The sequence below is a fragment of the Pantoea sp. X-Soil-YNGN-844 genome, from assembly GCF_059730595.1.
In genome coordinates, this window is sequence record NZ_AP036007.1 from 52,207 (window position 1) to 74,107 (window position 21,901).

General features: G+C 56.7%; 21 protein-coding genes. 11 read left to right on the forward strand and 10 right to left on the reverse strand.

All coding sequences use genetic code 11. The features are described 5' to 3' along the window. Positions 1-200: 200 nt before the first annotated feature. A complete protein-coding gene (gene ibpA / locus AC6I8C_RS00245; RefSeq protein ID WP_003849623.1) occupies positions 201-617 on the reverse strand; it encodes a small heat shock chaperone IbpA in 417 nt (138 codons plus the stop codon). A 290-nt stretch (positions 618-907) separates the two neighbouring features. Here ibpA and AC6I8C_RS00250 point away from each other — a divergent pair, with 290 nt between their 5' ends. After that, positions 908-1,276 carry a YceK/YidQ family lipoprotein gene (locus AC6I8C_RS00250; protein WP_497823285.1) on the forward strand — a complete coding sequence of 123 codons (369 nt, stop codon included), beginning with the start codon at positions 908-910 and terminating at the stop codon, positions 1,274-1,276. Here the strand turns inward: AC6I8C_RS00250 and AC6I8C_RS00255 are convergent. The 7 genes from AC6I8C_RS00255 to dnaA all read right to left on the reverse strand — a co-directional run bounded on the left by AC6I8C_RS00255 (position 1,251) and on the right by dnaA (position 10,472). Next, positions 1,251-2,510 carry a YidR family protein gene (locus tag AC6I8C_RS00255; protein WP_497821283.1) on the reverse strand — a complete coding sequence of 420 codons (1,260 nt, stop codon included), beginning with the start codon at positions 2,508-2,510 and terminating at the stop codon, positions 1,251-1,253. The two genes, AC6I8C_RS00250 and AC6I8C_RS00255, sit on opposite strands and share 26 nt — an antisense overlap. 116 nt (positions 2,511-2,626) lie before the next feature. Further along, complete coding sequence (gene yidA / locus AC6I8C_RS00260; protein ID WP_497821284.1) at positions 2,627-3,436, reverse strand: sugar-phosphatase; 810 nt, start codon at positions 3,434-3,436, stop codon at positions 2,627-2,629. Between the two features lie 99 nt (positions 3,437-3,535). Continuing rightward, positions 3,536-4,015: a NanQ anomerase/TabA/YiaL family protein gene (locus tag AC6I8C_RS00265; protein WP_497821285.1), complete on the reverse strand. Its 480-nt coding sequence runs from the start codon at positions 4,013-4,015 to the stop codon at positions 3,536-3,538. 191 nt (positions 4,016-4,206) lie between these two features. After that, complete coding sequence (gene gyrB / locus AC6I8C_RS00270) at positions 4,207-6,615, reverse strand: DNA topoisomerase (ATP-hydrolyzing) subunit B (RefSeq protein WP_497821286.1); 2,409 nt, start codon at positions 6,613-6,615, stop codon at positions 4,207-4,209. 18 nt (positions 6,616-6,633) lie between these two features. Further along, positions 6,634-7,719, reverse strand: coding sequence for a DNA replication/repair protein RecF (recF, locus tag AC6I8C_RS00275; RefSeq protein WP_013359603.1), 1,086 nt, complete (start codon positions 7,717-7,719; stop codon positions 6,634-6,636). Positions 7,720-7,951: 232 nt separating this feature from the next. Continuing rightward, positions 7,952-9,052, reverse strand: coding sequence for a DNA polymerase III subunit beta (gene dnaN, locus AC6I8C_RS00280; RefSeq protein WP_033734661.1), 1,101 nt, complete (start codon positions 9,050-9,052; stop codon positions 7,952-7,954). Positions 9,053-9,056: 4 nt separating this feature from the next. Beyond that, the gene (dnaA, locus tag AC6I8C_RS00285; RefSeq protein ID WP_013359605.1) at positions 9,057-10,472 is read right to left on the reverse strand and encodes a chromosomal replication initiator protein DnaA; all 1,416 of its coding nucleotides are present in this window, start codon (positions 10,470-10,472) and stop codon (positions 9,057-9,059) included. Between the two features lie 597 nt (positions 10,473-11,069). Here dnaA and rpmH point away from each other — a divergent pair. From rpmH to AC6I8C_RS00320, 7 genes are all read left to right on the forward strand, one after another. After that, on the forward strand, positions 11,070-11,210 hold the full coding sequence (gene rpmH / locus AC6I8C_RS00290; protein ID WP_003849659.1) for a 50S ribosomal protein L34: 141 nt from the start codon (positions 11,070-11,072) through the stop codon (positions 11,208-11,210). Between the two features lie 14 nt (positions 11,211-11,224). Next, complete coding sequence (gene rnpA / locus AC6I8C_RS00295) at positions 11,225-11,584, forward strand: ribonuclease P protein component (RefSeq protein WP_008926396.1); 360 nt, start codon at positions 11,225-11,227, stop codon at positions 11,582-11,584. Continuing rightward, positions 11,548-11,805: a membrane protein insertion efficiency factor YidD gene (gene yidD / locus AC6I8C_RS00300; protein WP_008926397.1), complete on the forward strand. Its 258-nt coding sequence runs from the start codon at positions 11,548-11,550 to the stop codon at positions 11,803-11,805. The genes rnpA and yidD overlap by 37 nt, the downstream gene beginning before the upstream one ends. A 2-nt stretch (positions 11,806-11,807) precedes the next feature. Beyond that, the gene (yidC, locus tag AC6I8C_RS00305) at positions 11,808-13,454 is read left to right on the forward strand and encodes a membrane protein insertase YidC (protein WP_013359606.1); all 1,647 of its coding nucleotides are present in this window, start codon (positions 11,808-11,810) and stop codon (positions 13,452-13,454) included. A 92-nt stretch (positions 13,455-13,546) separates the two neighbouring features. Further along, positions 13,547-14,911, forward strand: a complete 1,365-nt coding sequence (gene mnmE, locus AC6I8C_RS00310; protein ID WP_497821287.1) for a tRNA uridine-5-carboxymethylaminomethyl(34) synthesis GTPase MnmE — start codon at positions 13,547-13,549, stop codon at positions 14,909-14,911. A gap of 264 nt (positions 14,912-15,175) precedes the next feature. Next, positions 15,176-15,766, forward strand: coding sequence for a malonic semialdehyde reductase (locus AC6I8C_RS00315; RefSeq protein WP_150014540.1), 591 nt, complete (start codon positions 15,176-15,178; stop codon positions 15,764-15,766). 169 nt (positions 15,767-15,935) lie between these two features. Further along, complete coding sequence (locus AC6I8C_RS00320) at positions 15,936-16,685, forward strand: 4'-phosphopantetheinyl transferase family protein (protein WP_013359609.1); 750 nt, start codon at positions 15,936-15,938, stop codon at positions 16,683-16,685. A gap of 36 nt (positions 16,686-16,721) precedes the next feature. Here AC6I8C_RS00320 and AC6I8C_RS00325 read toward each other — a convergent pair whose 3' ends face one another. After that, positions 16,722-18,035: an NCS2 family permease gene (locus AC6I8C_RS00325; protein WP_033734757.1), complete on the reverse strand. Its 1,314-nt coding sequence runs from the start codon at positions 18,033-18,035 to the stop codon at positions 16,722-16,724. Positions 18,036-18,187: 152 nt separating this feature from the next. Between AC6I8C_RS00325 and yieH the strand changes: the two genes are divergently transcribed. Both yieH and AC6I8C_RS00335 read left to right on the forward strand, forming a co-directional pair. After that, a complete protein-coding gene (gene yieH / locus AC6I8C_RS00330) occupies positions 18,188-18,847 on the forward strand; it encodes a 6-phosphogluconate phosphatase (RefSeq protein WP_013359611.1) in 660 nt (219 codons plus the stop codon). Between the two features lie 9 nt (positions 18,848-18,856). After that, positions 18,857-19,789, forward strand: coding sequence for a GlxA family transcriptional regulator (locus tag AC6I8C_RS00335; protein ID WP_497821288.1), 933 nt, complete (start codon positions 18,857-18,859; stop codon positions 19,787-19,789). Here the strand turns inward: AC6I8C_RS00335 and AC6I8C_RS00340 are convergent. Continuing rightward, positions 19,774-20,769, reverse strand: coding sequence for an acyltransferase (locus AC6I8C_RS00340; protein ID WP_497821289.1), 996 nt, complete (start codon positions 20,767-20,769; stop codon positions 19,774-19,776). The two genes, AC6I8C_RS00335 and AC6I8C_RS00340, sit on opposite strands and share 16 nt — an antisense overlap. A gap of 220 nt (positions 20,770-20,989) precedes the next feature. On the opposite strand from AC6I8C_RS00340, the gene glyQ reads away from it, so the two are divergent. Continuing rightward, on the forward strand, positions 20,990-21,901 hold the full coding sequence (gene glyQ, locus AC6I8C_RS00345) for a glycine--tRNA ligase subunit alpha (protein WP_003849680.1): 912 nt from the start codon (positions 20,990-20,992) through the stop codon (positions 21,899-21,901).

Sequence of the window (21,901 nt, forward strand, 5' to 3'; positions counted from 1 at the left end):
AGCGAAGGGAACAAAGTCAGATCGGAAAGACGCAACAACCGCCATCCATGGCATGCTCGGCCCGCGCCATCCCTGCCGCGGGACGCTTTCCTCCTCTGACCGTGTTCCCTGCGCATTGAGCTTATTCATTGCTGCCAGACTCACCCTAATTTGGGTTTTTCAGCAGCCTGAAACGCCGCTAACGCGGCGTTTGTCAGAAATTACTTCAGAATCTCAATACGGCGTGGTTTCGCCTCTTCCGGCACCAGTCGTTCAAGGTCGATGCTCAGCAGACCATTTTCGAGACGGGCATCGCGCACCACAATGTGGTCGGCGAGCTGGAATTTACGCTCGAAGTTACGCTCGGCGATTCCCTGATACAGGTACTTACGCTCGGCCTGCTCTTCAGGATGGGCACCCCGCACGATCAGCACATTATCGTGCGCCGTGATATCCAGTTCGCTCTGAGAAAAACCGGCCACCGCAATAGTAATGCGATAGTGATTTTCATCGACCAATTCAACGTTGTAGGGAGGATAGCCGCCATTGCTCTGATTCTGATTAGATTCGAGCAGGTTAAACAGGCGATCAAAACCGATAGCAGAGCGATAAAGTGGGGTGAGATCAAAGTTACGCATATTAAGACTCCTGAAATTCAGCAAGTTTTGGCAACCTTCCACTATTGGACAGGCTGGATACGGTACCTCACTGTCCCTTGCGGCGACGGTGAGTGCGTCCGTAAACTAAAAATGGGTGTCACAAAACGATTTTCAAGAGGGCGAAATGCAATTTTTTTCGCCAAATTGCGGAAATGACATACACTCAGGACTACTTTTGCCAGACGCAGACGGACTTCGCCCCAGAGTGTTGACGTTGTCTGGCAAGCCAACTCAGCCAGGCTTATGCCATGACTGAAGGGATGATGATGATGAAATTGATGAAGACCTTACCTCTGGCTGGAATGGTGTGCTGCGCAATGGCAACAACAAGCTGTTCCAGCGTGATGTCTCATACCGGTGCGAGTCAGGGCTATTATCCCGGCACGCGTGCCAGCGCCGACATGCTGACTGATGGTGATACCAGCTGGGCGCTGAAGCCGCTGGCGTTAATCGATCTTCCTTTCTCTGCCGTGCTGGATACCCTGCTGCTGCCGTGGGACTACTACCGTAGCGACAAAGACAAATCTCTCGACTCCCCACGTGAACGCATTCTGCAGAGCGAAAGGCTGGCGCATACTCAGGAAAGCCTGGCGCAGGCGCAGCCCATGCCACCTATGCGATCACAGCCGCAACTGTAAAGAGCTGCCGCCAGCCATTCACCTCACGCATAAAAGCAATCTGTGACCCGTCAGGTGACCAGACTACCGCGTCACCTGACGGTGCTTCTTCCGTTCTGCGCGTCAGACGCTGACACGCGCCGCTTTCAACATTACATCGCATCACGCTGTTATCGCAGATAAAGGCAATTGACTGGCCGTCAGGATGCCAGCTAAAGGCGGACTGAATGCTGTGGCTGAGTTCGGTGATCTGACGCGGTTCGCCGCCGTTGGGAGAAACCGTCCAGAGCTGGATCACCGCGCCGGCATCCGCCATCAGAAACGCGATCTGGCTGCCATCGGGCGCAGTACGCAGCCAGTGGCGCGGTTGCAGCGCCACGCCACGACTGTGCGTCAGGCGACGCTGCTGCACACCAGCCGGTGGCGCAGGTAACTGCGCGCAGGTGCCCTCCAGCGGCCTCTCTCCGGCGCGCGCGTAATCCTCCAGTTCGTCTGGCAGATCAACAATAAAGACTTCGGGACGCTTCTCGCCCTGCGCCGTCAGCGTATCGCCAATAAAAGCGATGGCCCAGCGCTGCCAGCGGCCATCCGGTTTCTGATAGCCACGTTCACCGACCCAGCACTCCTCATAAGCACGATTGATCTGGTCACTGCCCGGCTGCGGTTCCGCGCGGGTCTGGCTCACCAGCAGGCAGAAATAGCTGCCGTCATACTCGCGTGGATGCTGTTTAACCGGCGTCACCGCGTGCAGCGGCACCGCGATACCGACGTTGCGCAGATCGAGACGGCTATCCAGCTCATGCATCACGTGATCATTGTAGGTAAAGCTCAGGCGTGAACCGTCGGGGCTGAAGACATGCACATGCGAGCCGCCGCGCAGCGCGCCAGGGGTAAAAGGCGGCGTGATATCGCAGGCATCCAGATTCACCGCCGCGCCGTTCTCAACAATCACACCGCGCCGGTGGTGGAAGTCATACTGCCAGCTGGCATCGGGATGTTCCGGGCCATGAATGCAGACGTAGCGCGGGGGCAGATCGGGGCTGACCGTCACGACGCCGACATGCGCTCCGTGCCGAGCCTGATAGAGCACTTCAACGTCACCGGTCATCACATTGACCCGCTCAATGGTCTGGCTGGTAAAGGACGCGCCTGATGGACGGACGTCAAACGCCAGCCACTGGCTGTCGGCCGTCCAGACATTGATATTGGTGAGCTGATGCTGACGGGCAGCAAAGGTGATCTGTTTTTCTGACATGATGAAACCCACGGAGAAAGCGTTGCCCGACAAATTACGCGATTCCGTTTTGCGGTGCAGCTTTTTTGGTGGGGTAAGGGAGCCGGGCCGCAACGGCCCGGCAGAGAACAGGGCTGTTACAGCACTAACTCTTCAATGGCATGCGCGACACCATCTTCCATATTGGTTCTGGTAATGAACTGCGCGATTTTCTTAACAGAATCAATGGCGTTACCCATGGCGACACCTGTGCCGGCATATTCAATCATCGCCAGGTCATTCTCCTGATCGCCAATCGCCATCACTTCTTCCTGCTTCAGGCCGAGCTTCTCCGCCAGCATTCTGACGCCCTGGCCTTTGTTCACCCGACGATCGAGGATTTCGAGGTAATAAGGCGCACTTTTCAGGATGGTGTAAGTCTGCTGAGCATGCTCGGGCAGGCGGGCAATCGCCGCGTCGAGCAGGGCGGGCCGATCGATCATCATCAGTTTCGGGAAGCGCATAGCGCGATCCATCTCTTCCACCGCGCGATAGCGCACCGGAATGCCGGTCAGGCTCGCTTCATGGATGGTGTATTCGCTGATGTCTTTGTTCGGCGTGTAAAGATGGGATTTGTCGAACGCCTGGAAATGTACGGCAAGCTCGCGCGCCAGATTCTCAATGTAGAGGTAATCGTCAAAGGTCAGCGTCACTTCTGCCACACACTCACCATCTGCCGCCTGATGAACCAGCGCACCGTTGTTGCTGATCGCGTACTGGCCGGGCGCCTGCATATCCAGTTCCATCAGATAGCGCTGGATACCTACAAATGGCCGGCCCGTGGTCAGCACAATCGACACGCCCTGCTTACGGGCACGATCCAGGGCGGATTTCACCCCCGGCGTGATCTCATGTTGCGGATTGAGCAGGGTGCCATCCATGTCGATAGCGATCAATTTAATAGCCATAGAGTCCTCGTAGCGTCTGGGTTTTGTTCAATGCTAGCGCGATTCAGCGCACATTGACCAGTTTCCTGGCAGGCGGGAATGGCCAGGAAACCGCCAGGGTCAGGCGGTAAAGAGATCGCGGTGGATTTTAATCACGGCTTTTCGGATAGTTGCGGGTTCGCCTGGCGCGCAGCAGGGGCGATGAATATCGTGCGGGAAAAACAGCGCGAACATGTTGGGCAGCAGCGTAATCACTGACTCATTTAATATCTTCTGATAAAAAACGACGTCACGCTGCTGGGCGAAATCTTCGGTAATTTTTTGGTCGGCATGGACGCGGGCCACACCAATATTCTCGGTGCCTGCCAGCAGATACTGAATATCGATGTAACTGAAGTGGGACTCTGCACGACGCGCGCTGGCGGGTTCGGTCATCATCTCCTGCACCAGACAGAACATTTTGTTATCAGGCAGAATTTCATATTTGCCGGTGTCCAGCTGGCTGAAATCGGTTCCCGCAATCCAGCTTATCGCCTGATCGATGACCGGATGAAAGGCGTGACGTTCTCTGTCCCAGTCGTGACGATCGCAAACAATCATGGTGTAACTCCCTGTAAAAATGAGTGCGCCGGAATAGCGCAAAGAGAGGCAAGAGTAAGGGAGCTGACCGGGTTAAAACGTGATCGGGGTCGCAGCATACGGGCAGCAGGACCCGCCTCGCAGGGTTTTCGCCCATACGGCACAAAAAAAAGGCCATCACCTGAGTGATGGCCTGTAATGTCCGCTACCGATTAAATATCGATATTGGCCGCTTTCAGCGCATTCTCTTCGATGAAGGCGCGGCGCGGTTCAACCGCATCGCCCATCAGGGTCGTGAACAGCTGGTCAGCACCAATCGCATCTTTAATGGTGACGCGCAGCATACGACGGCTGTCTGGATCCATGGTGGTTTCCCACAACTGATCCGGGTTCATCTCGCCCAGACCTTTATAGCGCTGGACCGACAGGCCACGACGCGACTCTTTCACCAGCCACTCAATCGCCTGTTCGAAGCTTGCCACTGGCTGACGACGCTCACCACGTTCAATGTAAGCATCTTCTTCCAGCAGACCACGCAGTTTGCCGCCCAGAGCACAGATTTTGCGGTACTCAGGTCCCTGAATAAACTCAGCTTCCAGCGGATAGTCGGTATCCACACCGTGGGTACGGACGCGCAGCACCGGCTCGAACAGGTTAAGTTCGCGGTTTTCACGCACCTGTGCCAGATAAGTACTGCCGTGCGCTTCACGCTCTGTCAGATAGCTCACCAGGCCGTTCAGCCAGGTAGTGACCTCTGCTTCGTTGCTCAGGTCGCTCAGCGTGTCGTGATAAATCATCGCACGCAGCATGGCCATCGGATAACGGCGCTCCATACGCTTGATCATCTTCTGGGTGCTGTTGAAGTCAGAGACCAGCGTCTCCAGCGGCTCACCGCCCAGCGCAGGCGCGCTGGCATTGGTGTGCAGCGTTGCACCATCAAGGGCGATAGCGATCTGGTATTGGTCCATCGCCTCGTCATCTTTGATGTACTGCTCCTGCTTGCCTTTCTTCACTTTGTAGAGCGGCGGCTGGGCGATATAGACGTGGCCGCGCTCAATGATTTCAGGCATCTGCCGATAGAAGAAGGTCAGCAGCAGGGTACGGATGTGTGAACCATCGACGTCGGCATCGGTCATGATGATGATGCTGTGATAGCGCAGCTTGTCCGGGTTGTACTCATCGCGACCAATACCGCAACCCAGTGCGGTGATCAGCGTGGCCACTTCCTGCGAGGCAAGCATCTTGTCGAAACGCGCTTTCTCAACGTTAAGAATCTTACCTTTCAGCGGCAGAATCGCCTGGTTTTTACGGTTACGCCCCTGTTTGGCCGAGCCGCCTGCGGAGTCACCCTCCACCAGGTAGATTTCAGAGAGCGCCGGGTCACGCTCCTGACAATCCGCCAGCTTACCTGGCAGACCGGCCAGATCCAGCGCGCCTTTACGGCGGGTCATTTCACGAGCGCGGCGTGCTGCTTCACGGGCACGTGCGGCATCGATAATTTTGCCCACGACGATTTTGGCGTCTGACGGGTTTTCCAGCAGATATTCAGCCAGCAGTTCATTCATCTGCTGCTCAACCGCCGATTTCACCTCTGACGAGACCAGTTTGTCTTTGGTCTGTGAGGAGAATTTTGGATCCGGCACTTTCACCGAAACCACGGCGATCAGGCCTTCACGCGCATCATCACCGGTGGCGCTGACTTTGGCTTTCTTGCTGTAACCCTCTTTATCCATGTAGGCATTCAGGGTACGCGTCATCGCCGCACGGAAACCGGCAAGGTGCGTACCGCCATCGCGCTGCGGAATGTTGTTGGTAAAGCAGTAAATATTTTCCTGGAAGCCGTCGTTCCACTGCAGCGCCACTTCTACGCCAATGCCATCTTTCTCGGTAGAGAAATAGAACACGGTTGGGTGAATCGGGGTTTTGTTTTTGTTGAGGTACTCAACAAACGCCTTGATGCCGCCTTCGTAATGGAAGTGATCGGTTTTGCCATCACGCTTGTCTTCCAGGCGAATCGACACGCCCGAGTTCAGGAACGACAGTTCGCGCAGACGTTTTGCCAGAATCTCATACTCGAAATCGCGCACGTTGGTAAAGGTTTCATAGCTTGGCCAGAAACGCACGCGGGTCCCGGTGATGTCGGTATCACCAGTGACCGCCAGCGGTGCCTCAGGTACGCCGTGGACGTAAATCTGCTGATGGACTTTGCCTTCGCGACGAATGGTCAGCTCCAGCTTCTGCGATAGGGCGTTAACGACAGAGACGCCCACGCCGTGCAGGCCGCCGGAGACTTTATAGGAGTTATCGTCGAACTTACCGCCCGCATGCAGCACGGTCATGATCACTTCAGCGGCGGAAACGCCCTCTTCTTCGTGAATACCGGTAGGAATACCGCGTCCATCATCCTGCACCGAGACGGAGTTATCCGCATGGATAGTGACTACGATGTCACTACAGTGACCAGCGAGCGCTTCGTCGATTGCGTTATCCACGACCTCGAATACCATGTGATGCAGACCGGTACCGTCATCGGTATCGCCGATATACATGCCCGGGCGTTTGCGTACCGCATCAAGTCCTTTCAGGACTTTAATACTTGAGGAGTCATAAGAATTCGACATCAACGTTTCTCGCTCATTTTAATCTTCAGGTTGAACCGCTATTTTACCCTGTTCCACGCGGAACATCTTGCCCTTTTCGTCGGTCATGTCGATTACATGTCCGGCAGAAATAGCGCTGACAAACACCTGAGCCTGAGTGGCTTTTAACCGGTCCGCCAGCAGGCGCCGGCGGCTCTCATCCAGCTCAGAAGCAAAGTCATCAATGAGGTAAATACAGCGGCGTCCGCTCTGGCTTGTCAGGAACTCGCCCTGTGCCAGACGCAATGCACACATCAGCAGTTTCAACTGCCCGCGTGAGAGTAAATCTTCGACCGGCGTCCCTTCAGCGCGAATACGAAAATCGGCTTTATGGGGACCGCTGGCGGTATAGGTCAGTGCGCGATCGCGCTCAAAATTACGTTCCAGCAGTTCGGCGTAGTCGCTCTCTTTGTCCCAGCCACGCTGGAAAGAGAAGCGCAGCTCAAACTCCGGCAGAAACTGGGCGCAGGTGGCAGTGATCTCCGCTGAAATCGCCGCACTGTATTCCGCCCGCCACTGGCTGATCTGTTCCGCGAGCGGAACCAGCTCCTGATCCCAGGGACGAATCTGGCTGTAACGTGAAACCTGGCGCAGCGCCGCGTTTCGCTGCTTAAGCAGGCGACGCATGTTGTTCCAGGCGTTAAAGAAGCCGGGCGTATTATGGAAACAGCCCCAGTCGACATAGGCCCTGCGGTATTTGGGGCCGCCATTCAATAAACTAAAGCCTTCCGGCGTAATTAACTGCATCGGCAGCAGTTGCGCCAGCTCCGCGACCTTGTGTCCATCGCTGCCGTCAATGCGCACTTTGCTGTCACCGGCCCGGTTTTTGGTCAGCCCGACGGAGATTTCCCGCTCTTTGCTTTCCAGACGTCCGTGCAGCACAAACGCCGCCTCGTCATGACGGATTACGCGGCCCGCCTGCAGACTGCGAAACGATCGGCCATGCCCCAGCGTATGGATCGCCTCTAAAACGCTGGTTTTGCCGCTGCCGTTGACGCCCACCAGGAAATTAAAGCCGGGTGCCAGCTGCAGGTCAGCCTGCTCGATATTACGAAAATCTTTGATAAGAAGGCGGGTTAAAGCCATGAATCAATCCAGCGTGAAGGGCAATAGTCGGGATGAAATGGTTTTGCCTTATAACACAATTCAGTGCGTTGACGGCGAAGCAGGTTTGCCCGATATCGCCGTCACCAGGCCGTCGGCGTCGACGCCAGTCTGGTTCAGGCCAGCGCGCAGACCCTGGGAGCATACTGAAGTATGTGACCAGGGGCGAGCACTGCCCGGAAGCAGAATGGCAAGTAAGCCAGGCCGATATATCCTACAAGCGCATGGGCATCACGACGTAGGCCGCTGCGGGACTTGCTACATCTTCAATCTGCACGCTCGACACCGAATCCGTCAGCAGCAGGCGGACGTTTTCGCACTTCAGCGCGTTCAGCACATCCAGCACATAACTGACGTTGAAGCCAATCTCCAGTTCCGTGCCGTTATAGCTGACATCCAGCATCTCTTCCGCTTCTTCCTGTTCAGGGTTATTGGCAGTGATCTTCAGCTGATTCTCAGTGATATAGAGGCGAACGCCGCGGAACTTCTCATTAGAGAGGATCGCCGCACGGGCAAACGCCTGTTTGAGCAGATCGCAGCCCGCTTCCAGCGCTTTGTCGGGATTCTTTGGCAATACGCGGCGATAATCGGGGAAACGACCATCAACCAGCTTAGAGGTGAAGATATAGTCACCGACGTGCGCCCGGATGTTGCTGCCGCCAATCTGAACCTGCAGCGGGTTCTCGCCGCCATCCAGCAGACGCAGCAGCTCAATCACGCCTTTACGCGGCACAATTACCGAGTGACTCGGCAGCGCCTGACCAATCGGCATAGAGCAAACGGCCAGACGGTGACCATCAGTGGCCACAGTGCGCAGCTCTTCCCCTTCGGTTTCAAACATCATGCCGTTGAGGTAGTAACGCACATCCTGATGGGCCATCGAGAACTGCGTCGCTTCGATCAGCCGTTTCAGCGTTGCCTGTGGCAGGGTGAATTCAACTTCACTCTGCCAGTCGTCCAGATTCGGGAAGTCACTGGCGGGCAGGGTCGACAGCGAAAAACGGCTGCGGCCAGAGCGAACCAGCATGCGATCGCCTTCCAGCGCCAGCGTAATTTCTGCGCCATCCGGCAATCCGCGACAGATATCGAGGAATTTGCGCGCTGGCACGGTGGTGGAGCCAGGCTCATGCGCCTGCGTCAGCGCTACGCGCGCGACCATCTCCATTTCCAGATCGGTACCGGTCAGTAACAGCGACCCTTCCGTTACCTGCAGCAGCAGGTTTCCAAGGATCGGCAGTGTCGGACGACCGCCCAGCGGGCCACTTACTTGCTGCAGCGGCTTCAGCAGCTGCTCACGTTCAACAATAAATTTCATAGCGTCAGGAAGATAATGTTCTGATGAGATTAGAGAAATCTTCTTTGATATCGTGGCTCTCTTCACGCAGCTGCTCAATCTTGCGGCAGGCATGAAGCACCGTTGTGTGGTCGCGACCCCCAAAAGCATCGCCAATTTCTGGCAAGCTGTGGTTCGTCAACTCTTTCGCCATCGCCATCGCCATCTGGCGCGGACGTGCCACCGAGCGTGAACGACGCTTGGAAAGCAGATCCGCCACCTTAATTTTGTAGTACTCAGCCACGGTCTTCTGAATATTATCGATGGTGACCAGCTTTTCCTGCAGCGCCAGCAGATCGCGCAGCGCTTCGCGCACGAAGTCGATGGTAATCGCCCGGCCGGTAAAGTTGGCATTGGCAATCACGCGATTCAGCGCGCCTTCCAGTTCACGCACGTTAGAGCGTAAACGCTTGGCAATAAAGAAGGCGACTTCACCCGGCAGACGGATGTCATTCTCATCTGCTTTTTTCATCAGGATCGCCACGCGCGTTTCCAGCTCAGGCGGCTCGATCGCCACCGTTAAACCCCAGCCGAAACGTGATTTAAGACGATCTTCCACCCCGTTGATCTCTTTTGGATAGCGATCCGAGGTGAGGATGATCTGCTGATTGCCTTCTAATAAGGCATTAAAGGTGTGGAAGAACTCTTCCTGCGACCGCTCTTTATTCGCAAAGAACTGAATGTCATCGATCAGCAGCGCATCGACAGAACGGTAATAGCGTTTGAACTCTTCAATCGCGTTGTTCTGCAGCGCTTTAACCATATCCTGCACAAAGCGCTCGGAGTGCATGTAAACCACTTTTGCATTGGGTTTACGGGCAATGATGCCGTTGCCTACCGCATGCAGCAGGTGCGTTTTACCGAGACCGGTGCCGCCATACAGAAACAGCGGGTTGTAAGCGCCGCCTGGATTATCCGCCACCTGACGTGCCGCCGCGCGCGCCAGCTGGTTGGATTTACCTTCGACGAAGTTATCGAAGTTATGACGGTTATTCACATTCGAGCGATAGGTGACGTCGGCCGGTGCCGGGACATTATCCCAGCTGGGACGCAGGATCTGCGTCGGGGCCGGACGGATGTGACTCTGCACGGGCATGACGGGCGCGCTGACGCTGGCCATCACCGGCTGGCTGACCGCTGCCGCTGGCTGCTGAACCGGGCGCGTACCTACTTCAAAACGCAGTGCAGGCACGTTCGGACCACAGAATTCATTCAGCAGTGCATTGATACTGTTAAGGTATTTGTCCCGGACCCAGTCGAGTACGAAGCGATTTGGAGCATACAAGGCAAGCGTATTGTCGTTTAACTCAGCCTGTAGTGGACGGATCCACATGCTGAATTCGGTGGCAGGAAGCTCATCCTGCAAACGGGCAAGACACTGTTGCCAAAGCGTAAGTGACACGGCGGACTCCACTCGTACAAATTCGAAAAGAATAGTAGGCGTTACTCTAAGAAACGTTCATTTTTGACACAGACGCTAAGAAAGCGCCTGCGACCGCTATCAGCGGTTTCCCGTCCTGCAATCACCGGAGGATCGTCAGCGGAAGGGCGGATCATAGCGCAAAGCGAGGCAGAGATCTTCCCTTTCTACACAGTTTTGATCCTTTTTATCCACAGGCCTGAGACGCGCAAAGAAGTTTACGCCAGTTGCGGGAAAAACCAGCAGGGATCTGGCGCAATGCGCTAAATTTTCGGGCGACATCTCATTTTATCCCCAGGATCCGGCAAGCCGATCGCAATAAGATCCCGTACGATCCTTGCGCTTTGGAACGGAGCCCGTATAATCCTTCACCCGACATTATGCTGTAAGGCGCAACGTCGGGTCTCAGCGGGCTGTATGCGGGTTTTCAGGCACAACAACACGCGAAGTAAATTGACTCGGGACTGTACAATTATTACAATCCCGCCTCTTTATTAAAGACACATTGAGGCGTAGGTCGATTTACTGGCCCGAAACGCGTCATCCAGTGAAAATTTTCAAGTTTAGGTAGAAACCGCCATGAAACGCACTTTTCAACCGTCCGTACTGAAGCGCAACCGTTCACACGGTTTCCGTGCTCGTATGGCAACAAAAAATGGTCGTCAGGTTCTGGCACGTCGTCGTGCTAAAGGCCGTTCTCGTCTGACCGTTTCTAAGTAATAAAGCAAGCCCTGATGGGTAAGCTCGCATTTCCCAGGGAGTTACGTTTGTTAACTCCCACTCATTTCACTTTCGTCTTCCAGCAGCCACAACGGGCTGGCACGCCGCAAATTACTATTCTCGGCCGCCTTAACGCGCTGGGGCATCCCCGCATCGGTCTCACCGTCGCTAAAAAACATGTGAAACGCGCTCATGAACGCAACCGGATCAAGCGATTGACCCGCGAAAGCTTTCGTCTGCGTCAACATGAACTGCCGTCGATGGACTTCGTGGTGGTCGCGAAGAAGGGGGTTGCCGATCTGGATAACCGTATGCTGGCGGAAGCGTTGGAGAAATTATGGCGTCGTCACTGTCGCCTGGCGCGCGGCTCCTGATCGTCCTGATACGCGTCTATCAACGCGGTATCAGTCCATTACTGGGACCACACTGTCGGTTTCACCCGACCTGCTCTCATTACGGAATTGAGGCGTTACGCAGGTTCGGCCTGATAAAAGGCAGTTGGTTGACATTAAAACGCGTATTAAAATGCCACCCTTTGAACCCGGGTGGTGACGATCCTGTGCCGCCAAAAACCTTTGATACCAGAGAACATTAACGATGGATTCGCAACGCAATCTCTTTCTCATCGCTTTTCTGTTCGTGACCTTTATGATCTGGCAAGCCTGGCAGACGGACCACGCTCCGCAGCCACAGCAGACGCAGACCACACAGGGCACCAACAGCGTAGCGGGTGATACCGCCAGTCAGGGTGTACCGGCCAGCGGTCAGGGCCAGACGATCACCGTTAAGACTGATGTCCTGTCATTGAATATCAACACCCGCGGCGGTGATGTTGAACAGGCACAGCTGCTGACTTTCCCGGACAAACTGGGTTCAGACCAGCCGTTCCAGCTGCTTGAAACAACGCCAGCGTTCCTTTATCAGGCTCAGAGTGGTTTAACCGGTCGTAATGGCCCGGATAACCCGAACAACGGCGCGCGTCCGCTGTTCACCACTGCGCAGGATCACTTCGAGATGGCTGATGGCCAGTCCGAACTGCGTGTGCCGATGACCTATACCGCTGAAAATGGCGTGGTTTACACCAAAACCTTCATCTTCAAGCGTGGCGAATATGCCGTTAATGTCGATTATCATGTCAACAACACCACTCAGCAGCCGCTGGAAGTGTCACTGTTTGGCCAGCTAAAGCAGACGATTGATCTGCCTAAGCATCGCGATACCGGCAGCAACAACTTTGCTCTGCACACCTTCCGTGGCGCGGCCTACTCCACCAGCGAGTCGAAATATGAGAAGTATAAATTCGACACCATCGCGGACAACGAGAACCTGAACGCAACCACCAGCAATGGCTGGGTGGCGATGCTGCAGCAGTACTTTGCGACTGCATGGGTTCCGCGTACTGAAGGCACCAACACCCTTTACACCAGCAACCTGGGTAACGGCGTAGCAGCGATTGGCTATAAATCTGCACCGGTCACCATCGCCGCGGGCGCTCAGCAGAATCTGGGTGCAACGCTGTGGGTCGGCCCGGAAATTCAGGACAAGATGGCCGCGATTGCGCCGCACCTTGATCTGACCGTGGATTACGGCTGGTTGTGGTTTATCTCTCAGCCGCTGTTTAAGCTGCTGAAATTTATCCACAGCTTCATCGGTAACTGGGGCTTCTCCATTATCGTGATCACCTTCATCGTGCGCGGCATCATGTACCCGCTGACCAAAGCGCAGTACACCTCGATGGCTAAGATGCGCATGCTGCAGCCGAAAATTCAGGCGATGCGTGAGCGTCTGGGTGATGACAAGCAGAAGCAGAGCCAGGAAATGATGGCGCTGTATAAAGCAGAGAAAGTGAATCCGCTGGGTGGCTGTCTGCCGCTGGTGATTCAGATGCCAATCTTCCTGGCGCTCTACTATATGCTGTCAGGCTCGGTTGAACTGCGTCATGCGCCATTCATTCTGTGGATCCATGACCTGTCAGCGCAGGACCCGTACTACATCCTGCCGATTCTGATGGGCATCACCATGTTCTTCATTCAGAAGATGTCACCGACCACCGTGACCGATCCGATGCAGCAGAAGATCATGACTTACATGCCGGTGATCTTCACCGTGTTCTTCCTGTGGTTCCCGTCAGGTCTGGTGCTGTACTACATCGTCAGCAACCTGGTCACCATTCTCCAGCAGCAGCTGATTTATCGCGGCCTGGAAAAACGTGGTCTGCATAGCCGCGACAAGAAGAAAGCGTAAGCGATCCAGCGCGGGAGCCATCCCGCCCTAAAATAGTCTATTCTCAGGCGGTCAAAGCGACCGCCTGTGTTTTTTGTAGCGAGAGAAAATTTATGAGCCACAGCGATACCATTGTTGCCCAGGCAACACCGCCCGGACGCGGCGGCGTAGGCATTCTGCGCGTCTCTGGCGCGCAGGCGGCAGAGGTCGCCCGCCAGCTGCTGGGCAAACTGCCTAAGCCACGATATGCCGATTACCTGCCGTTCACTGACAGCGACGGCAGCGTGCTGGATCAGGGCATTGCGCTGTGGTTTCCTGGCCCAAATTCCTTTACCGGCGAAGATGTGCTGGAGCTGCAGGGCCACGGCGGCCCGGTAATTCTCGATCTGCTGCTGAAGCGCATCGTGGCGCTGCCGGGCGTGCGTATCGCTCAGCCGGGAGAGTTCTCTGAGCGTGCTTTTCTGAACGACAAGCTCGATCTGGCGCAGGCTGAAGCGATTGCTGACCTGATTGATGCCAGCTCTGAGCAGGCGGCACGTTCGGCAGTGAACTCCCTGCAGGGCGTTTTCTCCACCCGTATCAATCATCTTGTGGAAGCACTCACTCACCTGCGCATCTATGTCGAAGCCGCTATCGACTTCCCGGATGAGGAGATCGACTTCCTCTCTGACGGCCGAATCGAAGCGCAGTTGAACACGGTGATTGGGGACCTGGATGCGGTCCGTGCCGAAGCGCGTCAGGGCAGCCTGCTGCGTGAAGGGATGAAAGTGGTGATTGCGGGCCGGCCTAATGCGGGCAAATCGAGCCTGCTGAATGCGCTGGCGGGCCGTGAAGCCGCCATCGTCACGGATATCGCAGGCACCACCCGTGACGTACTGCGTGAGCATATTCATATTGATGGCATGCCGCTGCATATCATCGACACCGCCGGTCTGCGTGAAGCCAGCGACGAAGTGGAGCGCATCGGGATTGAGCGCGCCTGGCAGGAGATTGAACAGGCGGATCGCGTGCTGTTTATGGTAGATGGCACCACCACCGATGCCACCGAAGCGGCGGCTATCTGGCCCGATTTTGTCTCCCGTCTGCCGCCGGAACTGCCGATTACCGTGGTCCGCAACAAGGCGGATGTCACCGGAGAGCCTTTAGGCCTGACAGAAGTAAATGGTCACTCACTGATTCGCCTGTCAGCACGCACCAGCGAGGGCGTCGATGCGCTGCGGGATCACCTGAAGCAGAGCATGGGCTTCGCGGGCAACATGGAAGGGGGCTTCCTGGCACGTCGTCGCCATCTGCAGGCGCTGGAGCTGGCGGCCACACACTTACAGCAGGGGAAAGCGCAACTGCTCGGTGCCCGGGCCGGTGAGTTACTGGCGGAGGAGCTGCGTGTTGCTCAGCAGGCGTTAAGCGAGATCACCGGTGAATTCACCTCTGACGATCTGCTGGGCCGTATCTTCTCCAGTTTCTGTATCGGTAAATAGCTTTCCGGGCCTGGCGGCATCGCGCTGTCAGGCCAGATTTCCTGTCTCACTGCCTCCCCTGTTATTCCCGCCTCTGCGTTGATTCTTGCTGATATGTTATTTTGCGGCGGCATCACGTTGTCGTATAACGGTAGATGCGCCGATCTGACGTGCGGCTATGATCGCGGTGAGTGAACCCCGCCTCATCCCGCCGTGTCGGGCCGGACGCAAACCCACTACGTGAACACCGTCAGGCGAACTTTTTGTCTGAGAAAGGAGAGTTGCATGAGTACACCGCTCGACACTGCCGCACTGGATACGCTGTTTAATGACGCCCGCACCCACAGTTACTGGCAGGATAAGCCGGTCGATAACGCCCTGCTGGAACAGCTTTATACCTTAACGGCGCTGGGTCCAACCTCGGCGAACTGCCTGCCTGCACGTTTTGTTTTCATCACCTCGGCGGAAGGAAAAGAGAAGCTGAAACCGGCCCTCTCGTCCGGCAATCTGGACAAAACCATGAGCGCGCCGGTTACGGTGATCGTGGCCTGGGACCGTGAGTTCTATGAGCAGCTGCCAGCGCTGTTCCCGCATGCAGATGCGCGCAGCTGGTTTACCGGCAGCCCCGAAGCGGCGAAAGAGACCGCTTTCCGTAACAGCAGCCTGCAGGCGGGTTACCTCATCCTGGCAGCCCGTTCGCTGGGTCTGGATGCCGGTCCGATGTCCGGTTTCGATCCGGCCAAAGTCAATGACGCCTTTTTCCCCGACGGTCAGTATCAGGTTAACCTGCTGATTAACCTCGGTTACGGTGAGGCATCAAAACTGCATCCGCGCCTGCCGCGTCTGAGTTTTGAGCAGGCAAGCCGCTTCGCCTGATGCGGCCCGCGTCGCGAGTCGAATCGCGACGCTTATCTCTGGTCGATCCCCGCGACTCTGCTCATCCTATTCCGAATTTACCCCAATCTGTGCGTTGCCAGGTGCATAAAGGTAAGAAAATTCCTACAATGTTTCTGATGATTATCTGACCATTTTCACGGAGCGACAGATGGCTGGTCATTTTGTACGCTGGACGGGCGATCCCGGCTTCCCGGCTAAAGAGATGTGCATTCCCCAGGCGATTACCGACACGGCACAGCAGTTCGCTGACAAACGCCGTGGACGTTTCCTTGCCGCGCGAACCCTGCTGGCACAGCTGATGCTGCGCGTTTATGGCATTCAAGAGCTGCCACGCCTGATTATCCAGAGCAACGGACGTCCCGTGTTTGCTGACAGCGATCTGCCCGATTTCAGCATTGCCTATGCGGGCAATACGGTGGGTGTACTGCTGGCTGAAGAGGGGGGACGTGCCGGTCTGGATATGGAGATCGTGCATGCGCGGAGCCGTCAGACTCAGGCACAGCTGATTCAGGGATTAACGTCGGGCGAAATCGCCTGGATTAATGCCCAGCAGGATGCCATGGAAGCGGTGACGCAGATCTGGACGTTACGCCAGAGCATTCTCAAGCTGACGGGAGAAGGCGATCGCGGACTGGATTCGCTGCGGCTGCTGCCAGGTGCCGGTCGGCTGCGATCGTCACTCTATCCTGACATTCAGGTGGTGTGTGATGCGGAACCCATGCTGGTCTGGTCGTGTGCGCTTTCGTCTGCGACACAGCGGCTGTACCTGTGGGAGATGGATAACGACTTTGAATGGCGTGCATTACGTGAAATTGAGATGGGTAAACCCAACATCGGGCCTCATGCCCTGCGGCTGACCAGTCTGCCCAGCGAGCGCAATCTGCATCCTGAAATGTAAAAAGCCGCAACCGGTGGGTTGCGGCTCTGACTGCGCTTAATGCGCGTCGATAAAGACAATCTTCAGCACAAACAGTAGCGCAACAATCACCACGCAGGGGCTGATCTCACGCCAGCGGCCGGTGCCCAGCTTCATGACACAGTAAGCAATGAATCCCAGCGCAATCCCTTCGGTGATGGAAAAGCTGAACGGCATCATGGCGGCGGTCACAAACGCCGGAACCGCTTCGGTCAGATCGTCCCAGCGCACGCGCGACAGGCTGGCCGTCATCAATACGCCCACATAAATCAGTGCGCCCGCGGCAGCGTAGGAGGGCACCATCGCGGCCAGTGGTGACAGGAAGGTCACCAGCAGGAACAGCAGGCCGGTCACCACAGCCATCAGGCCGGTACGGCCACCAATCGCCACGCCTGAGGTGCTCTCGATATAGGCGGTCACCGATGAGGTGCCCGCCAGCGCGCCACTTACCGAACTGATGCTGTCGACATAAAGCGCCTGCTGCATCCGCGGGAAGGTGCCGGTTTCATCGGTCAGTCCCGCTTTATCGGTGACGCCGATCAGCGTGCCGGACGAGTCGAACAGATTGACCAGCATAAAGGAGAAGATGACGCCCGCCATGCCAATGTTAAACGCACCTTTGATATCGACCTGACCCACCACCGACGTAATCGACGGCGGCGCTGAAAACAGACCGACAAACTTCACGTCGCCCAGCATCCAGCCAATACCGGTGGTGATCACCATTGAGATCAGCACCGCCGCGTGGATATTACGTGATGCCAGAATAGCGATAATAAAGAAGCCCAGCGCACCCAGCAGCACGCTGTGCGAGGTCAGGTTGCCCACCGCCACCAGGGTATCGGGATTTGGCACGATAATACCGGCGTTCTTCAGCCCCATCATGGCGATAAACAGGCCGATACCGGCGGTAATGCCAACGCGCAGGCTCAGCGGGATATTGGCAATCATCCAGTAGCGAACCCGCAGCAGCGTCAGGATCAGCAGACCGACCGCACCCCAGAAGATCGCGCCCATACCGACCTGCCATGAATAGCCCATCGCCCCGACCACCACAAAGGCGAAGAAGGCGTTCAGGCCCATGGCGGGGGCCAGCGCCACCGGCAGATTGGCAAACAGCCCCATCAGAATGCTGCCGAAGGCGGCAATCAGACAGGTGGTCACAAACACCGCCTGGGTATCCATGCCGGCGACGCCGAGGATCTGCGGGTTGACGAAGACGATATAGACCATCGTCAGAAAGGTGGTGATACCCGCGATCACTTCGGTGCGCACCGTGGTGCCATGTTCCTGCAGCCTGAAGATGCGCTGCAAAACGCCTTGCTTGCTCATGCCATCCATCCAGAAGAAAAAATCATCGGCGCGTATCCTGGCGATTTTACCGGGGCAATACAATGATTTTTCGCAACCGATTGCCAGTCTCGCAATCTGCGCTGAGTGCGGTAGAGTGTGGAGCACACCCCTGAATCGAAGGATAGAGTCTGATGTCAGTTGAATGCGTCTTTTTTGATTGCGATGGCACGCTGGTGGACAGTGAGTTGCTCTGCACCCAGGCCTACGTCAACACCTTTGCCCGTTATGGTCTCGAGCTGTCGCTGCAGCAGATGTTTGAAAAGTATAAGGGCGTCAAACTCTACGACATCATTCGTGACGTGGGCGACGCGCATCAGGTGACGCTGCCGATGGAAGAGGTGGAAACCGCCTATCGCGCAGAAGTCGCGCGACTGTTCGATCAGCAACTGCAGCCGATCTCAGGCGCAAAAGCGCTGGTTGAGCAGATCAAAGTGCCGATGTGCGTGGTCTCAAACGGGACGGTAAAAAAGATGCAGCACTCGCTGGGCTTAACCGGCATGCTGCCGCTGTTTGAGGAGCACCTTTATAGCGGCTATGACATTCTGCACTGGAAGCCCGATCCGGAGCTGATGTATCACGCGGCGGAACAGATGCAGGTGCCGATTGAGCGCTGCATTCTGGTGGATGACTCCGAAGCGGGTGCCCGCGCCGGTATCGCCGCCGGCATTCCGGTTTACTACTACTGCGCTGACCCGCACAACCCTGAACTGGACCATCCGCTGGTGACGCGCTTCGACGACATGGCGCAGCTGCCTGCGTTGTGGCGCGCCCGCGGCTGGGATCTGGTGTAGCGAGCCAGCATGACGCATACCGTCTGGTTTTTAACTCTGCCTGGCGTGATGGCGCTGGATCTGACCGGCCCGGCCGAGACGCTGAAGCTGGCGGGCGATCGCTTTACGCTGCGCTACATCGGCCCGCAGCCGGAGGTGGTCTGCTCCACCGGCATGACCATTGGCGGCATCGAACCTTTACCGGAACAGTTGCCCGCCGGGAGCCTGCTGGTGGTGCCGGGCGTCTTTGACTCGCAGATCTGTTATTCCACACAGCAAGCCGCAGAAGCACGCGACTGGCTGATGCGCCAGCACGCCGCGTTGCGCGCGCAGACCTTTATGCTGGTCTGCGTCTGCTCGGGGGCACTACTGGCGGCGCAGGCAGGCATGCTGGATGACGTGCTTTGCACCACCCATCATGATGTGATCGCCCGCCTGAAAGCAGCCGCCCCGCGCGCACGGGTGCAGGAGAATCGGGTGTTTGTCGGGCATGAGAATATCTGGACCAGCGCGGGCATCACGGCGGGCATCGATCTGGCGCTGCATCTGGTGAATCAGCTCTGCGATACGCCTACCGCGCTGGCGGTGGCGCGGGAAATGGTGGTCTGGTTCCGCCGCGCCGGGGACGATCCGCAGCTTTCACCCTGGCTGCGTTACCGCAATCATATGCATCCGGCCATTCATCGGGCACAGGATCTGATGATTGCCCATCCTGAACACGGCTGGACGCTGACCGAGCTGGCAGGGCGCACCCACGTCAGCAGCCGCCATCTGGCGCGGCTGTTTCGTCAGCATCTGGGGATCAGCGTGCGGGAATACCATGAGCAGCTGCGGGTTGGCGTGGCGCGCCAGCGTCAGCAGCAGGGTGAATCGGCCGAAAAAGCGGCGCTGGCGGCGGGGTTTTCATCGGCGCGTCAGCTACGACGCGCCCGCCAGCGCGAAGCCGATCAACTGACGAAGTGACGGGTATCGACCTTTTTCAGCGCCATCCCCAGCAGCAGACTGCCGCCCAGCGTCAGCCCGAACACCCAGGGCAGGTCGAGCCACGGACGCGACATATCATCGTAGTGATGCGTACGCAGATAGTGAATGAACAGCGCGTGAAAACCGTAGATTGGCAGTGAATAGCGTGCAATCACCGTAAAACCGGGCAGCGTGCGCTGATTCAGGCTGTTTTTAAACACAATCAGCAGGCTAATGGCCGCGATAAACACCAGTGGTCCGCAGTAGAGATACCAGGTATCGTTAAACGCGCCGTTGACGATCAGCGCCTTTTTCGTCCCTAACGTAATGCCAATTACGCAGGCGATAAACAGCCCGGCCGCCAGCGGCGTCAGCCTGCGGCGGCTGGTCTCCATGCTGCCGATAGCCCGTCCCAGCAGCGCATAGAGCAGGTAGTAGATGCTGTCGCCGCTGACATAGAGATTCACCGGCAGAAAATGGAACGGGCCCAGCGACTGGCTGGCCGTATTGGGGTTAGCGAGCACCGCCAGCACCAGCACCAGCAGCGCCACATAGCGCGCCTGCACGGTTTTCACCTGAATCAGTGGCGACATCAGATAGATGCCAATCAGCGCAAAGAAGAACCAGAGGTGATAAAACACCGGCTTCTGCAGCATCTTCAGGATCGACCGTCCTTCGCTGATGGGCGTCAGCCAGGTGATGTAGGCCAGCGAGACCGCGCTGTAAAACAGAAGACAGAGCACCAGCCGGAGCATATGGCGCGGCTGGGCGCTGCGTTCGCCGAAGAACAGATAGCCGGAGATCATAAAGAACAGCGGAACACAGACGCGTGATGCGGAGTTCAGCAAATTCGCCACATCCCAGGTAGTACCCGTTACCGCCATTGGGCCAGTGATGTACCAGGTAGTAGTGTGAATCACGATCACCATCAGGCAGGCAACCGCGCGTAAATTGTCGATCCAGTAAATCTTTTGCGGCATGGCGTCCTCTTGCGCATAGCTCCGTGCGCAAAAGGGTAGTCAAATGCGACCAGAGCAACAACTGCTGCCAGCAGGATTCGGAGCCATCTGTATGCCGGCCCCCGAAATTACCGTGAAAACGCGCCGGAACCGTCCGGGATTTACGGCTGCACATCGCGCGGTCAAAGGGTATACTGTCGGCCTCTTTTTTTAATCTAACCGAAGCGCGTGCACACTCAACATGCAAAAGTTTGATACCAAAACCTTTCAGGGGCTGATCCTGACCTTGCAGGATTACTGGGCGCGTCAGGGCTGCACCATTGTCCAACCGCTGGACATGGAAGTGGGCGCTGGCACTTCACACCCGATGACCTGCCTGCGCGCACTCGGCCCGGAGCCGATCGCCGCCGCTTATGTGCAGCCATCCCGCCGTCCTACCGATGGCCGCTACGGTGAAAACCCGAACCGTCTGCAGCACTATTACCAGTTTCAGGTCATCATCAAACCGTCACCGGACAACATTCAGGAGCTCTATCTCGGTTCGCTGAAAGAGCTGGGTATGGATCCGACGGTGCATGACATTCGCTTTGTGGAAGATAACTGGGAAAACCCGACGCTGGGTGCCTGGGGACTCGGCTGGGAAGTGTGGCTCAACGGCATGGAAGTGACGCAGTTCACCTACTTCCAGCAGGTTGGCGGCCTGGAGTGTAAGCCGGTGACCGGTGAGATCACCTACGGCCTGGAGCGTCTGGCGATGTATATCCAGGGCGTCGACAGCGTTTACGATCTGGTCTGGAGCGACGGTCCGCTGGGCAAAACCACCTACGGCGACGTGTTCCATCAGAACGAAGTGGAGCAATCCACCTATAACTTCGAATACGCCGACGTCGACTTCCTCTTTACCTGCTTCGAGCAGTACGAGAAAGAGGCTCAGCATCTGCTGGCGCTGGAAAAACCGCTGCCACTGCCCGCCTACGAACGCATTCTGAAAGCGGCGCACAGCTTTAACCTGCTGGATGCCCGCAAAGCGATCTCGGTAACGGAGCGTCAGCGCTATATCCTGCGCATTCGCACCCTGACCAAAGCCGTGGCTGAAGCTTACTACGCCTCTCGCGAGGCAATGGGCTTCCCGATGTGCAATAACAAAAAGTAA